Source organism: Proteiniphilum saccharofermentans (assembly GCF_900095135.1).
Taxonomy (GTDB): domain Bacteria; phylum Bacteroidota; class Bacteroidia; order Bacteroidales; family Dysgonomonadaceae; genus Proteiniphilum; species Proteiniphilum saccharofermentans.
This window is the reverse complement of the sequence record NZ_LT605205.1, coordinates 2,165,408-2,182,789: the sequence shown is the minus strand read 5'-3', so window position 1 is coordinate 2,182,789 and position 17,382 is coordinate 2,165,408. Positions and strand designations below refer to the sequence as shown.

The 17,382-nt window shown below is 41.9% G+C and carries 4 protein-coding genes; all 4 read right to left on the bottom strand.

Annotated features, from left to right (window positions below; genetic code table 11):
* Positions 1–56 precede the first annotated feature (56 nt).
* Genes PSM36_RS08495 through PSM36_RS08480 form a run of 4 tightly spaced genes read right to left on the bottom strand, consistent with a single transcriptional unit; the run spans position 57 to position 17,378 of the window.
* The gene (locus PSM36_RS08495; protein WP_076930556.1) at positions 57–6,329 is read right to left on the bottom strand and encodes a neuraminidase-like domain-containing protein; all 6,273 of its coding nucleotides are present in this window, start codon (positions 6,327–6,329) and stop codon (positions 57–59) included.
* Between the two features lie 40 nt (positions 6,330–6,369).
* Complete coding sequence (locus PSM36_RS08490; RefSeq protein ID WP_076930555.1) at positions 6,370–7,593, bottom strand: hypothetical protein; 1,224 nt, start codon at positions 7,591–7,593, stop codon at positions 6,370–6,372.
* A 16-nt stretch (positions 7,594–7,609) separates the two neighbouring features.
* Positions 7,610–9,592 carry a zinc dependent phospholipase C family protein gene (locus PSM36_RS08485; RefSeq protein ID WP_083710986.1) on the bottom strand — a complete coding sequence of 661 codons (1,983 nt, stop codon included), beginning with the start codon at positions 9,590–9,592 and terminating at the stop codon, positions 7,610–7,612.
* 55 nt (positions 9,593–9,647) lie between these two features.
* On the bottom strand, positions 9,648–17,378 hold the full coding sequence (locus PSM36_RS08480; protein WP_076930553.1) for a SpvB/TcaC N-terminal domain-containing protein: 7,731 nt from the start codon (positions 17,376–17,378) through the stop codon (positions 9,648–9,650).
* Positions 17,379–17,382 lie beyond the last annotated feature (4 nt).

The window sequence follows — 17,382 nt, the reverse complement described above, 5'->3', positions numbered from 1 at the left end:
GATAATGAAAATTATTATTTGCTATCATGACATTCAACTTTTAAATGCTTATAAAACTATTTGTTTATCAATTTATTCACAGGTCCTCTTGTGTTAATCACCTTACCCTCGAAGAGATAAGGCTCGTTTGTTACAAGAATCTTATTGTAGTTAGTATTGAAATCTACCTGCCCTATTACCTGATTCCATGGATCGGAAGGATTCACTATTTCGTCAAACCTGATCACATCTTCCATTACCGGAGGCCAGCCGGGTATTGGTTTGTCCACCAATTCAGGAATATTTACCTCTAAAAGTGGCAATTCAACCCATGGGAAGTAACTATCAATTTCGGGGAGTCTCCTGTATACTTTCTCATCCGGCTGTACAAAAAAAGTACTGTGTTCATCCGCATAAGAAAATGGCGCTTCAAACTGATTTTCTGTCGGATGCCGCAAGGGAGTAATTGAAAGGCCGGACTTCAAAACATCCTTTTTGGAAAAAATGTTTTCGGTCACGTAATTGGTTGTGGCGCCGGCGGGTTGTTTCACTTTTGTCTTAAACATACTGGATGGAATAAGCATCTGCGTAAAATAATTCTGTGTATCCAGCGTCATATATGATTCAAGGAATGTGATGTATTCATTCTCTACCAGTTGGTTAATATTTACCAAAGTATTTAGTTTCTCTATATAAGGAGGAGCATTCTTTGATGTATATATTACCCTGTGCATACTCCCTGTACCATAATATATCAGATAGAAATCCAGGCGTTCCCTGAACCTACCGGCCGGATTTTCAACCCTGTCTTTTCTTCCGTAGAGCGATAGTGTGCGGCTGTCGAATGATTGGATATTTGGTATTACAACCGGTCGTTTGATCTCGGTCGATTTCGGAGATGTCCACTTACCTTTAAAGTATTCCCCCCAACACATATTGATCTCCACATTTATCCTTTTTTGGTCTGTCCATGGCTTTTCGGAGATTGCTTTTGGAGAAGAACCGGTGTTCCGTTCAACAGGTTTTTCAAGGATATTCAACCAGAAGAGGAGCAGCCTCTTTTTCCACACAACCGGGAAAATATGATCGCCTTCTATATTGAGGTTTATCTTTTCCCAGGGTGTCCAATAGCCATACTCATAACGGCGATAATAGTATTGTCTTGTGTTGCCGTTGGTGCGTCCTATCACGTGTAGAACATCATCGAACTGATTCCCTTTTTCATTCTCATCCAGATACATGCCGACGATTTCCAGTTTGGCAATATCATCCAATTTTTTCAGATAATTCAGGAATGCGAGCTCTGCTGACTCGTCGGTAACTTCTGCCTGCAGTAATTCTCCTTCCAGCTCTTTAAATAAGGGAGATTTATTGTCCCTCAATTCGGGTTCAAGCCAATTCTCCGGATAGAGGAATACTTTTCTGTTTGCTTCCCACAAACGGTAGCGCTTCATCCATGCCCATTGCTCAGCCCGTATGGAATCGGGAGACACATCGGGTTCAAGATTCATCATGCAACGTTGAATAAATAATTGCAAGGTTGAAAGCGCCATCCTTATCCGGGAAGTTTTCATACAGGCATCCATCTCCACATCAATCAGAAAATATTCGTACAGTTTATCGGGAGTAACAATTTCAGGCGATGGTTTTTTGTATTGTAAGACATAACTCACCAAAGCATCCCTCAATAAATTCCTAACAGGATCACTGACAGTCTGCATGATTTCCAACCAGACTGCTTCAGTCACTTTTTGCTTTATTGTTGCTTTTATGCCGGCTACCAAATCATAAGACGGATTGTTTGTAATCCATAAAAGCACATCTGAAGCAGGATAATAGATGTTGCTCAACAAAGCCATGGCATCAACCACTTTTTTCAGCAGACTCAATTTTGAAAGATCGCTGCGGATCAATCCAAAGTGTTGCAGTACCCCTGTAAGATCTGCCTCATTCCACAAATTGAAATATTCGAGTAACAATTTATTCTGGCTGTTCTTTACATCAGGATTTTGTAATACCTGTAGCCATATATTGTCTTCAGGTTCATTTTCATCTTTCATCTGTTTGAAATTGACAAGCAGATTTATTTTTCCCCATAAGGTTTTTAGATCTGCGTTGTTGATGCTGCCGTCCGTGTCTAATTCATTCAGGAAATTCTTTGTTTCTTCATTTGCCGAAGCAAAATAAATCAATTCGGCAGGAGTAAGACCAAAGAGTTTTTGCAGTTGGGAGGCCTTGGATAACCGGATAAGCGATTCCCTGGCAAAATCAACATTTTCTTTTGCATATACTGCCATGGCCGGTATGGCAGACTTCTCCATAGCCTTGGTACGCCATAATAAATTCACAGTTTCAGCCGCGGGCAACGACGTAATTGTCATTGTAGCTTTGTGCAATATCCCTGTTTTCAATGACAGAGGCAATACGTTTTTTATCTCCCTTGATTCACCGACAGTAATATTGGTGATTACCGGCTGTTCATTTATCGTGAGTGAAATGACTGTATCCTGCGCAGCAGAGACGTAAAAGAGATATTCATCCATTGCGGGCACATCTATATAAAAACTGTAAGTGGTGTTTTGATTGAATACCGGAATATTTTCCAACTGTAAAAAATCATTTATCACTGATTCGGAGGCATCAGATGCCGACTGAATAGTTTCTTTTTGGGCAGTCAGTACATTCACTGTATCCGCATCAGATTTCAGGACAGTTATCAAAGCCTGCTTTAAACCATTGTTTTTCAGTTTCGACTTCAACTCCGGCAAAATCAGATCTGTCAGTTTCTTTGTTTGTAACGCAGGTGTAGATTCGGCGACAACCTGATCGTAAATATTTTTCAGTTCCGGATAATTTACAGCAAAGTCGGCCAGTGCTGCATTGCTGATTACGAATAACAAATCAACAGCAGCCTTGAAATCTGAGATAAAAGCATCCAGGTCTGGTTGTGTGCCAATAATTTCCATATCGGCCAATCCAAGTGAGTCTGCGGTATTCTCCAGTAAAGTTTTGGCTGTGTTGGATAAAACCCCGGTGTATGTAAGGTTCTTTTTAAATGGATCAAATCCTATCCGGGTGTCGGCATCAGTTATTTTTTTCGGTAACACTTCTTCACTTGTCACGAAAGATTCGCTATAGGTGTTTGTCCCCAGAAGCAATCCAAAGAAATAGTCAGTGATGCTTGCATCATACACCAAAGACATTTTACTCCTTGCAAAATTGAAATCTGCATTATCAGGAGCAATGCTGTACTCCTTTTCCACACTGTTCAGCGTTTCACGCAAAATTTTCACATTCTTAAGTTCTGTTTCCTCTGAGACTGTAAGTTTACCGGTCAAATCCACATGATGCAAAATATAGGAAAGGTCTGCCACTTTCAAGGAATTGGCTTTTAATTGCTGTGCAATAAGAATAAATTTCATGAGTGATGGTTCATCGGTTTCCATATCATCGGCAAGGGGATCTATTCCGGTTATCGCACTTAATTCTGTCAATTCGGGCACACTCAGTTTTGTGATTTTTGCACACTGCTGGATACGTAGTTCCCGCAGGTTGGCACTGTTCAGAATGAGCAACAGCTCTTCGAATTTTTTTTCAGAATAGGAAAGATGATCTGCGATTTTTTTAAAATTCGCAATCCTGTTGAACAATGTTACAAAAACCGGATCAATATTGTCAATAAGAATTTGTCCTGAAGGGACCGGACTCAAAGTGGATATAACACTGTCCAAAGTCCTGATACTCCATCCTGTTTTATGCAGCAGTCTTATAAACCGGTGAAACTTATGATACGAAAATTCAGTCAACTGATTACCAGCATTCTCCGGAAGTACGTATCTCAATTCTACTTTAGCAAAATCACACTCTACGGAACCGCTTACTGTATCAGTAAGAGTAATCAGCCCCATAATCAGATCCTTATTCTTGTTAAGCCATTGTTTTATATCACCTTCATAATCATCCGGCGATATTTCAGGCGGGATCATTGCATCCAATGATGCACCGGACAATGTGCCGTTATAAAATTCATTCAGGTCGGTAAAATTGATCTGTAATTTTTGAAACAATGGAACGATTGTTAATCCCGGATTTATAAAATTGGTTTTTAACAAGGTCGCCAGGTCATCATAACTGATACCGGTTCTGTGACAGAAGGCTTTTCCATTGGCAATGGCTGCGTTTAATTGAGCAATTGTGTTACCCTCAGGTTCACCGAAATATTCCGGTAATTTTTTAAAGTTAATATCCGTAATGGTTTTATATTCATCTTCACTAAAGCTAAGCGCCTCCTTCCTTGAAGACAATGGTGCTGAAAAAACTGACAACATCTCCTCCAGGCTTGTATCCCAGATTTTATATATTCTCCGCAGGGTTTCAAGCGGTTGATGAAAAGGAAGATTATAAGGAAATACTTTCGATTTCAGCTCATCATACACAGTTTTTTCCACAAACTGGGGTTCGGCAAGCAATTCCGATTGGGTTATATCTTCTGTTATATCATGTCCTGTCAAATCCTTCAGATCGCCATGAAGAATATAATGTTCCAATATTTCGTTCACCAGATCAATATAGGGAAGAGACATATTGGTGTTCTCACAAGAAAGCTGGATATGTTGTATATCGGGTCTTCGTTTCAACAATTCATCAATAGGATTTTCTTTTTCATGCGGGATTTTTTCCAGATCGATAAAATGGAGCAGTTCAACCAAATAAGCTGCAGGGCTGAGCACTGAATTGCAATGATCGCAGGCACAATAATCCATATTGCCCAGTAGTTCTTCAAGAGTGGGATAAGCAATGGTTTCGTTTTGTACTTTCTCTGACTTGCCGGTAATGGAATAAACGTTGGGCATGGTACGAGCCGTAATATAGCCGGCAGCAATACTAATGGAAGCATTGTTTATTTCGACAGCTTTGTTATACGTCATTTCGGCTTCCACTGTATTGGGGAAATTTCCACCATAGGCTTGTAAGAATTCATTTTTTGTATAACCGGCTATCTGGTATGCCGAATATAGCCCTGACTTATTCAAAGCGACCATTGATTCATCCGAAGGACTCATCTGGTACATTCTTTCCATGATTTTAGCAGAAGCTTTTGCCGGAGTAGTTAACTGATCGAATCCGTCCCAATTTTTCACAGGTTGGCTTCCAATAAGATTTTTGGTCTGATTGCTGCTGAAAAACTGATAGAGTTCATCTGTGGGTGCATTGGCCCCGAGGTCAATTTCTTTTCTTTTTATCATTTCACCTGCTACTGCCGTAGGATATCCGATTTTCACCTGAAAAGCAAGATGCCGGGCATATTCATCCGCTGTAATTCCCTGGGGCAAGTCATTTCCAATCAAATTTTTCCATTCGTCGACTTTGTATAATCCGCTGGTTGCCAGCTCAACATCTGTTTTGATATTGAATTTGTCGTATACCCTCCTGATAAGCGGCACGTTCTGTCCTGTGAGATAACCCAGTTTGCCGTCTAATTGTAAAGCTGCAATAGTATTGGCATCAAATCCTTGTTCAGAAAGGGAATTCCATAATTTTCCAGGGTCATTGCCTGCTTCTTTTTGTATTTGAGCAAAAATAGTTTTTTGTTGGGTGTCCAGTTTTCTTATATCCAACATTTCGTTCATTGAAGAAACGGATGATGGCAGTTTGTTATTAAGAATCTGATTAATTGATAATGTCTCCAATGTTCCAATAGTTTCCCGGATATTACCGGTTGACGGGATTATATTTTTTTCAATGGCATTTTTTATCGCAGCTTCCGCATCTTTGGAAGAAACGGATTTAATAGCCTCTTCAGTTCCCGGTACACCTGCCCGTAATAGGGCATATATATGGGAGGAATCAATTTTTAAACTATCACTCAATTTAGCTGAACTGACAAGCATTGCCGTTATTCTTGCATCCCACCCTGTTTTGTTTGACAAATACGAAATATTCCGGTTTTTATCATCTTCTTTTAATTCAGTTAAATTCAATTGACCCAAATGGGGTTTGATTTCATTTAAAGCCAAACCGAATTCTGTTTCTTTTTTAATTTCATCGTTAGATACAATGATGTTCAGGGTCTCATCACTTGATGCATTGAATTGAATGGCAGATCTCCCGATCTCTTTCCGTGCGTTTTTTTCGTAAACCCGCACCTCGATATCCGGATTATTGTTCCTATCGTCAACTTTGTAAGAGATAGCATACTCCCCGTTTTTACCTGAAATTGTTTTGCCCGCGGAAGCGCCATTCACGATAGTGAGAATAAATACTTCCGCAGTATAACCTGAAAGAGGCACTCCCCTATTATCGGTTATTGTTCCCCTTACGATATGCGAATTATCATTACCCGGTTTCATATTTTTGTTTTTTAATTTTCAGTTTATTGATATACCATTATTAACCATGTACCAGTAGTGTGATACCACCAAAGATTTCTCCATTCATATTGTTGATGGCAACAACATCATACCCGGCCAATTCTCCTTTTTGCAATCCTATGTTGGGAATGTCCATCGATAGCAATGTCATACGTCTTTCGAGATTCATCTGACGGTATTCGTCAATCTCTTTTTTGAAATCTGATGCTCTTCTTTCACCTGATTGAATGATTTTATGAATTCTCTTCATCTCATCCTCAATCCTATTTTGGTCTTTCAGATTATACTTGCCTTCCTGGTTGAACTCAAAACGAAAAGCCGCGTCTTTGTATTCAATTTTCCCCGGTTGATTTATTTTCAGATCAATTCCTCTTTTGATTTCTCCTAACCGGTTGCTCAAATTTGTCAAACGTTTGGGTAGCTTCACGTCAGTTACATTCGCAACTGTTTCCTTTGCAAAATTCAATCTGAACTCAGCCCTTTCCCTTGGTTTATCGATAATTCTGAAATCAGCAGCCACAGGATGACGTATTGCTAAAACTGCCTCTTTGTTCAATGGGACAAATTGTACTGTTAATTGTGCCTGAGGCATGTGTAAAATATTCAGGTTCATCTGTGTTGCCTGGGCTGCAATATTCAGGTTTTTCTGTCCGATACGCCTGTCCTGGACAGGATTGAGCAGTGTATCATGAAGAGGTATATCCAGCGGGGAAAAAGAAAATACTCTTGCAAACAGACATTTATGGCCTGCATCAGACGGTTCCACCAAATAGCGGATATTTACTTCAGATGAGCTGTAGCAATTTACCCAGGTGGAAGCAATTCCCAGTTTTTTCCCAAAACGAGTATCGAAGCCCAGACTTGGTGTAACTAAGTAAAATTCGACTTTGGCAGAAGGTACGTTTACATCACCCCTGTTATGCACCAGGCATTTGATGTTGTAAAGTGTGCCGGCATTCAATTCCGTTGTATAAGAGTTCAATGAAGAGACAGGTGAAACCATTACATCGGGCGATCTCCAGTATGCCACATTCGCACCCGGCCTGTAACCGTTATCGCCGTCATAGGAGCGTATGTAGAGATAGGAACTATCTTTAAAATCCTCGGGCATACGTCTTTTTTTAACCGGAGAAGCTTCGATTGTCTTATACCATGTTTCCCTGAATTTGACACTCTTTTCTCTGCGTTGGCCCTGAAGCTTTTTGATGATCTCATTGGCCTTATGTATATTTTCTAAACTCATGGCTATGAATGTTTTATTATTTTATAAATCGTAAATCCACATTGATATTATCATCCGAAGGATCTCCGCCGGGTACATTTACCTTTAATTTTTCGGGAAAATCAGGAGCATCAGTAGAACTCGTTTGCTTTTGAGTCCAGCATAGATATGAATACCCCCTGTCCCCGTCCAGATTAAAGTCGATCAAATCTTTTTTATCGGCAAACCATTCAAATGTTTTTTCAATTAAATCCATTGCATTCCCCAAACCGGCTTTTTCCATCAGCAAATTTTTCAATCTGGTGCCGTCGTCATTATGTATAGGATTCACATCGGGGGTCAATCCTTGCAGGCGGTCAAGAATATCTTTTGGCTGAAAAGGTATTCTACCAAATGCGTAATGCAACGATGATTCCGTCAGGTAGCTGTTGAGTGTTCCCATTACGGCGCCTTTCTCATTTTGAGTGACAGGATAAATTAAGTGGCGTTCCATATTGAACAAGGTATCCTCAAAAGTAGAAGGAACAAATTTCAGCAAAGGCAGATGAGGCACAAACGGCAAGGCATTGACACCGCTGGGGTCAATGTTTGACGGATTGGCGAACTGGGTAAGTCTGGGATCATTCAAATGTTCTTTCATCGGGAAAGCCAATCCATTTAATGCCACACCAAGCCTGAAATTTTGGTAGGCATTGTAAACCTGTTCGTAAATCAGACAAGCGGCAGCACGTATGGTTGACGTTCCCAAGGTAGTAATGGCGCCGGCAATCCCATCTGCGATTGCAGCCGCTGCCATTACCGCTGCAATCACCAATGCGGCCAGGATGATGAAAATACTCAGGATGCCAAAACTTCCGGCATTGTCAATGGCATCTTCAAGAAAATCACCGGCATCGCCAAGATTATCCACTGTCTTTTCCCAGACTTCCCTTATCTCCTTTGAGAATGAATAGGGTACCGGTTCGGGAATGGTGCCTGTGTCGGTAGAGCTCCTAAGCCATTTATAATAAATACGGTAGGCATTATCTACATCACTTGCCGTTATTTCAGGGCCATACTCCGGTTCGGGATCAGCATCTTCCTGATATACTTTATTGATAGCTTCAGCGATCATTTCAGCCAGATCATCAGGCAATACGGTAAATGGATCCGGTTTGTCGTTCTCGGTATCAATGGTCCCATCAAAATTAAAATTATAAAAAGCGTGCAGTTTTGAGCGGTTCCAATCAGTTCCCGTTGCATTCAGCAGATTGAAAACATCCTGATAGTTCTCGCCGGTTTTGTGGCGTTGGGCGTGCGAACGGTAAGGTCCTCCCGAAATCAGGTTCACGTAGGGATGCCCTACGACATCAGCGCAATAATGAGTAAGATAACCCAAGGCATATAAGATCTTGGGATCGGAGAAATCTCCGGCCGTAGCATCCAACAGCGCTTTTGCGAATTTACCTGTTTTACGGTAATGCAGTGCATCGAACCACCACCATTTATCACTTTGCAAAAATGGTGGCCTGCTTTTATTGGGTACTCCGTCACGATAAGGATGATCAAACACTTCAAACAGGTTGAAATCAGAGATGAATTTCTGGACCATCGCCATTAATGTGGCAGAGAATCCGTCCAGCAACTGGTTGATATCGTTAAACGTTTGTTGAAGCTCACTCAGCAAAGCCGAATCTTCAATTATTTCGTCCACTGCCTCGCTAAATGCTTCCAAAGCGTCTAATACCGGTTGGGGAACTACGGCAAGCAATTTTTGTTTGAAGTCTTCGATAAAATCCACGACTTCAAAATAAAATTCGGCCATATCGCCAATTGGTCCGGGCATATCTTTTGTGTTGAAAAAAAGATAATCTGGCCCCTGGCAGCCAAAAAAGAGGTAAGGCAGGTTCTTGTCGTCTGCCAATAAATTCTGCAACGCAGTGTACTGGGCCGGTGTCATTTTTGACCCCAGGCCTTCGTTCAGAGAGATCAATGCTTTTAATCTGTCTGCTATCATGTGATGTAATGCTGGTCCTGGCATAATTTTAATTTTTTAATCCGTTATTTAATCATTGATTTGTTATTATTATCAGTTATTAGCGCCCATGTCTCATTGCCCCGCTACCAATATGTGGTACAGCATCATGAATACGAGCAGGAATGAGTTGAAGTTCTCCTCCGGAAACATGATGCCAGCGATATCCGGGTATTGTTGGCCTTCCGGCTCTAATTGCACGTAATTGCGCAGGTGTAAAAGTTACTCCCACACTTTCACCCCGTGCCAGAGCCTCTCTGAGCTGTCTGGTTGCAGCCCTCATTTCGCCTCTATAACTTCCTCTTGGAACTCTTGCGCTCGTTACGGCAAATGGGCTAAAATCGGGAAGTCCTCTTTCATCAAATCCCACACTTCGTCCTCCACCCACATCAACGGGAGCTCTTCTTACTGATCGATGGGTTGATGGCGGAACTGTAGTGGAAGTAACGTTTTCCCTGCCATAACGCTCTTCAAGCTGTTGCCTCATTCGTTGTGAAGAATAAGGCCTGGTATCTCTTGGTGTACCTGGGGTACCTGTCCCTGTAGGAACAGCAGGCCTTACCGGTGCGGCAGGTGTAGCAGGTCTTGCGGGTCTGACTTCGGCAGGAACCGGTCTGGAGGGGGTGGATGGCCTGACACTTCTCATGTCGCTCCTACCACGGGCAGTTCCGGCAGCAGCCGAAGCTAATCCGTCAACTGCCGCACCCACATAGGAACCTCTATCTCCGCCTACAGCATAGCCAATAGCACCAAATATACCTCCTCTGATATTTTCCCCGACTTGCAACTGATAGCCAAAATCCGCTCTTCGTCTTTGGCCTTCAACAATATATCTGGGACCACAATAGCCCATACCTCTGGAATCCGCCACGCAAATCTGTTCATTATCGCGTCGCTCTATTTCAGCAGCAGTAGGCATAGGAGGAACAAAAGTCGGATCGTACATATTACCAGATCTCAAAATATTCCTCAAGATATTGATATCTGCTTGCCGTTGTTCGTATGTGGGATTCGCATAGCATGGACCGGGGGTACCTCCCCCTGCAACAATTAATTGTTGCACCACTTGTGGTGAAAATGTCTGTAATTGAGATTCTGTTACAATTACTCTTTGGGATTGTTTTCCGTCTAAATCAAAGTTATTTATCGGATTATTTTTCACATACCCGTATACATTCACTCCATCCCCAATCCCGATCGGATCACTACTTAACCATCTTCCCAGCCACGGCAGATAATACCTTGCACTATGGTACTCCAGACCGGTTTCTTCATCGCGTTCCATACCGGTGTAGCGGTAGCGCTTGGCAGCAGATTTTATGGTCGCATTTTTAGCCTGATATGCCGTAGTACCATAAGGATGGTACTCTTCATAGCTGATAACCTGTGCTTTATCATCCAACTCCAAGGCGGCAGAACCTAAGAGATTGTGTAGCTGATACCGAATCAAGTGCTTTTCCGTTCCATCATCCACATCATTTCGGGTTTCAATCATGACAAAGCGGTGATCCTCATCCATCAGTCCCAGACTGACCCTTTCCAATCCCGCATGTGTACCTGTATACTTTTTATAGTGTTCGTAACCCTCTATATAAATGCGTTCCTCTTTTTTGGCAGGCATATTTCCCGGTGCGGCCTGGTTTTCAATAATCTTACGGATACGCTGGCCGCCGCCATCGTATTGATAGTAGGTCATTACAGGAATATTATCATCTGTGCAATGTTGCCTGGTAGTGCGTACCACTTCTTCTTTAAAATTCCATTCAATTTGTTCAAGATGGGGCAGTTCCTCCATATATCCATGCTTTGCATGATGGCGATATTGCGTATAATCGGCAGGATTGGCGTTGTCTCCTATATGAGTGCTTTTGAGCCGGTTATTGGTAGATTCGTATTCATATCTTCTTGTCCAGTTACCACCTCCGGCGAGGTGCCTCATCTGCATGATATTCCCTACTTCATCGTATTGATAACTCTCTACATAGTTCCGTATTGCCATCGGGCCACCCGGGTTCATGCTGTGCATAAAGGGATTGTCGTTCCAGTTGTCGCAATTGCCGAAATGCAAAGCGCCATTATTTTCCCTGCCGGTGGCTTCAGTTAACCGGTATAGAGCATCATAAGTATACGTGGAAACTCCGGTTATTTTTTGATTATTAAAAAATAATACCGGAATGTTTTTATCCTCCACATGCGTAATGTTCCCGACAGGATCATAAGTATAATACCAATCCTGAAGAGGATCACCATTGTGTCGTTTGCTTTCCAGACGTTTGAGGCGGAAAGTCTCTTTGTCGTAATAGAATTTTGTGATTACATTATTGCCATAGATGATTTTATTCCGTTGCCCCTTTTCATTATAATCAATGTCTTTGATATAGACAGATGGGATTGCATAAGTGGGATGCAGCACACTTTCTCCATTCAGCAAACCGGTTTCATTGTAAGAAGGGGTAATGATGCTGCCATCGGGAGCCGTTTGTCGGGTAATTCTTCCCAAAGCATCGGTTTGTGTGATGAATTTGAATTCTTCGGGTTCCAGTTCATTCCCCAAATTAGCATCAATCCAGTTGGCTATCTCTTTGTATTTTCTGAATAATTTACGCGTCGTAGCCAAAGGCTGCCCTTTAAAGTTGAAGTCAGGAGTATCAACCAATCCTCCGGTATCATAGTGTTCAATAACCTGACCTAAAATATTTCTGGCTTGCAGGGCAGCTTCGTTGCTTCGGTTTGTTGACAAAAGACTTTCTCCATATACTATCCTGTCGAAAGTGTTATCAAGCGGGGTAGATCCATCACCCCCTATTACCTTGCTATATGTGGGACGTTGCGCTACATCATAAAAATATTGAAACTCGTGGTTTCTTTCATCCCAGGTCCGAAGCGGATTGCCCAGAATATTTGTGAGTAGCCACCTCTGTCCGGCATCCATACTGTTTTGATATACTAAGTTGCCGAGCATATCATACTTGTATTGCATGACAATATTTCCCCGGGCATCAGTAACGGAGCGCAGGTTACCTTCCGTGTCCAGATAAACCCGGGTGAGGTAAAATTCATCAGCGTCTGTAGCTGTATTTTTATTGTGCTCAACAGAGAGGACCGGCCTGCCCAGGGTGTCGAAATGCAGTATACCGGGTGTGTTTGCATGTTTGGCGGCTTTGTCGGCAGCCATTTTTTCCCGGCCAGGATCTTTTCCTTCCATTATGAGTGCAGCATCGATGAGGCGGTTTGTACGGTTGTTGTACCAGGATGATTCCAGCATTGTATCGTTGGCATCATACATAATTTGTTTCCAGGAATCAAATTCCACTTTGGAGAAAGTACCATCGGGTATTTCGGTCTTCATCAGCCTGCCTGGCGCATCGTAGTACATTACCGGTGTTACACCTGTCTCTACCAGTTCCTTATAGTCTTCGTATCCCCAGTCTACTGAAAAATAGGGTTCATATTGTTTGACAGCATTGTCCTTGTTGTTTTTGATGGTTCTTCCATCACCTATCCAACGCAGTTGTTTGGGATTGAGGGAAGCGGTATCTATTTCAGATACTGAAATTGAATCGTCAGGATTTACAGTAACCTGCTTCGCTTTTCCGGGAGCCGCCTGTACTTTTTTCATGATCACTTCGCCCATGCCGTTGGAATATTCGAAAGCTATCTGAACGGGTGAATCAGGAAGCTGCCGAAAATGTTGCTCCCGTATAATAGCTGCCACTACAGCAGGTTTGCCGTGATTAACATACGATTCAAAATCATATACAAATCTCGAAGAAGCATGATTTAATAAATTCTTTCCTGAACCGGTGAGTTGTGTGGAGTCGGGAGATTGAAAAAAATTAAGAACGGCTGCTGATTCAGCAGCCTCTGTAATTTCAGAGAAGCCTGAGAGGTCATCTGCTTCATTGCCTTTTCCCATCACTGCCACCGCCTTAACCAAACCCAATTCATCCACAACCGCCTCAGATAAATTGCCGTTGATATCTTTCATCCTTCGGGAAGAAAGCGTACGGAAGTTAAATGCATCAACCCTGGCTTTATTACCCAATACATCTTCGGTTTCTTCTATAAAAAGGAAATAGGAACCATAGTACTTTACTTTGGTTACAGCTCCGTATGGATCTGTATAAGAGACCGGACAATAGAAACGATCCTGCGCATCCGTCTGACTTTCTGATGATGCTTTAAATTGAATTGTACCGGATCGGATCCACCAATTATCATCTCCTTCACTATGTGTAAATCTACCTTCAGCAAGAATTCCCGCATCCACCTTTGTGCCAAAAATATCTGTTATCAACTCAGGAGTGTAGGCCAATTGATAGCTTTCATAAGGAAGTGCCAAAGATTCCAGATGATGCAACGGCAAAGTTCCGGTCAAGTTATCTCGATAATAAATAGTGCGGACATGTTCAATCAATCTTTTTTGTGCTTTTCCCGGGGCTAACGGTTTGTTGAACTCATGATAAAAAGCAGTGTCTGAATTTACATCCGAAAGAATATCTGCAAAGTCTGCCGGGCTATAGTAGACTCCCGATTTTACTACGCCTTTCAATTCATACGTTTTGACTTCGGATGACATCCTCAAACGATGTGTGTTTTCACCCGGAACATCATTGGTAAATTGGTTATGGCTATATAGGATAACCGTTTTACTTTGCTCCTGCTGTGTTTCGAACGGAAGCGAAGTATCGGGGTTTAGCCGGGGATACACTACCGATGCAGCTTCCAATATATTGCCGTATTCGTCTAATCGGATATTCAGGTCATGCTCGATCCTCGGATCTTCGGGATTACGTTCATAGCTATAGGTAATGGCTTCGCTTTCCTTTACAACAAAAACGGCATGTTTGTTTTTGCCTCGTGGCTGCAATAGCTCTATCACACAATTATGGGTAGCAGCCGAAAATGGGATCAACTCTTTTTTACGTGCTTCAATCGTATTTCCAAATTTAACGGCATCTTTAGCAAAGGTTTCAACACGCAAGGCCATGCCTTTACATGCACGCAAGGCTTCCCGCCACTCATCCGCAGTCAGTTGATCAATTAATGACACATCCATTCCTTCGGGCACCGTAAGATGCGCATCGGGCAAGCCAATCTCAGGATGGGTTACAATTCCGAATTCCTTTTTATACGCATTGTACCAGTAGTCTTTTTCATATTGATAGAGGATTTTGTCATTTCTCAAAAATGCTCCGGTATGATACCAGTTTTTAACAACGACAGGTTCCTGATGCAATGCTTGTTCGGTAATATTGGTCGCATCTTGTTTTACCCAGTGTGCAAAGGTTTCGGCATCCGTTTGCTCTACCATGCCGAATCCGCGGAATTCCCGTTCGGCATGGTCATAATACCCATGATGGTATTTGTAAGAACTTTCAAGGCGGTAACCCGAAATTTTATCCTCGATAATGGTTTTCGAAATACAGTGCACCGGAAAATGCAGTTTGGTTACCCAGGGTTTTCCGTCAAGCTTATCATCCATATAAAATTTTGTGGAGGGTGTATATTCCAATGATACTTCTTTGCCTAAATTATTCTTATAAGAAATCATGATATGCGGTTTCTTACTGTTCATCAGATCGATGTATTTTAACGGAGTATTCGCATCTTTTGATAACGGACTTGACCAGACAATGCATGCAACTCCATTGCCTAACAAATCGGTCACAGTTATTGTGGATTGCGGATGAATTTCCGGAAAAGGATTGATTTCAAACGGAGTAATACCAAACCGGTTTCCACTTAAATTCTTCCAACAGGTGAATTTGCTTTTTCCTAGGTAAATAATATCCGAAGTGCCGGATCCGTCAATATCTGCCAGTCTTACATAGTCAGGATTGAAGGCATCAGGATGATCAAAAAAAGGAGCCTGGTCCATTGTTACTTTGGCTCCGAATTTTCCATATCCTACATTGGGCCAGTAGCAGACTTCACCATTCCGGATCCTCAGAATATCGGTCATTCCATCACCCGACATATCGGCGAGGTAAATGGTTTGTTTAGCGTCAGCAAAAACAATATGCGGATCTTCTTCTTCATCAAAAGGTTTGGATGTTTTCCGTGCAGTGGTAAAGCCATCTCTGCCTTCAGATGCATACCATGTAAAAACAGCATCTTCTGAAATTACTATTTCGGGTTTACCATCACCATTCAGGTCGAGCATCCGGGTATTGGGATCACCAAAATCAATATTGGGTAACCCTTTAAACGAACGTAATCCTTGCCATTCATTGTCATCGTCCAGTTCAAAATAGCCTCGCGGTTCGTCCTCAAAACTGACCAACTGCCTACCTCCATCCGCATCCAGATCGTTTAATTGGAACTGACCGGCCAATCCCATGAAAGATGGTTTGGGAGAAACTAATTTCGCCTGTTCGAACATGAGTTTTGCCCCATCATCGTTGTTTTGGATACCAAGATTATGCTTGTAATACCAACCGTTTGCCTGTTCTGAAAGAATACCGGAAAGTCCCTCATTGTATAAATCTACAAATTGATAAGGGGCTTGCTCTATACCTGCCGGGGCATGTACCAACGCTTCCTGTGAAACGGTTTTTATTTCACTGTTCCATTCATGCTTCCGGTATTCAAACTCCATAGGTGGGAGTTTTTTATAGGAATAGGAACCATCCGGTTTTTTTATATATCCGTATGAGGTAACCGATTTCAGAAAGGTAAAATCCAGTTCTGAGGAAGTATCGTATTCAAAATTTAATGACCGGACGAGTCCATCGTATTCATCAGGTCCTTTGAAATGATGAAACAATAAGACCCTTTTGCAAAGCCGGGTTGTACGGATCTCAAATCCGGCTTTGTAATCAGAAAAAGCATCCGGCCTGAAATCCCATGGATTGAATTGATCTATGGGTTGCGCAGTATAATCGGTTGTTCCGTAATCAAACAGTGTTTCAAATAAATAATCTGTCTCATCAGGAAAGGCATCTCCAAATTGCCTGTAAGGTGTTTTATTGCCATACAATACCTTATCTATATACAGATTGGTATAGGAAATGGTACCATCTTTCAGCCGGTTACGATTGTGTAACAATGATTCATCAAAACCAATTTCATCTTCTTTTTTATAGAGATAATGCGTACAATTTCCTTTATCGTCAAACTCAAATTCAGGTAGCCATTCATATATTTTTAAAGAATCAGCCGGGTCAGACAAAATGGAATTGTCCGTCCATCCGAAAAGAGTGGTTCTGTTTTCCCGGGTGATTACGCGCCATCTGATCCTGCCATTTGATTTTTCCGTCCACCGTTCTATACGGGCAAACAGACCTTCTATACGTGGTCTGTAGTTTCTGATAGTGAACAATCCATCTGTCGAATTTCTTTCGTTCAGGATGTATTCGTTATCAGCATCCACAGTAAAAGTTCCATCAGGATTCTTTTTAAATTCCGGCACCAGGTCCTCTGCCTCTGAAAACAAGAATGTATCCGAATCTATGGAGTCAAGATACTGAGGCAATTCTTTATCTGTTTTACGCTTGATTGAGCCTACACTCAAGTTCCAACCCAAACCAAAAATACTATTGCCCGACCCTGAGTTATAAAATAAATCTAAAGTAGGAGAATCACCCCTCGCCGGAGAGAATGGAAGTGGAATGGAAAATGAAGCAGTTCCATTTACAGCATTCACAGAAAATTTTTCATCAATTCCTTTTATGGCACCACCACCTTTGGGTAATGAAATGGATGGTACTTCTATCGCATTGGATTCGGTTTTTCCTCCATCTGTTTTGAGAAATTGAGAGCTGGATTTATTTGATGATTGCGCATTCATTTTT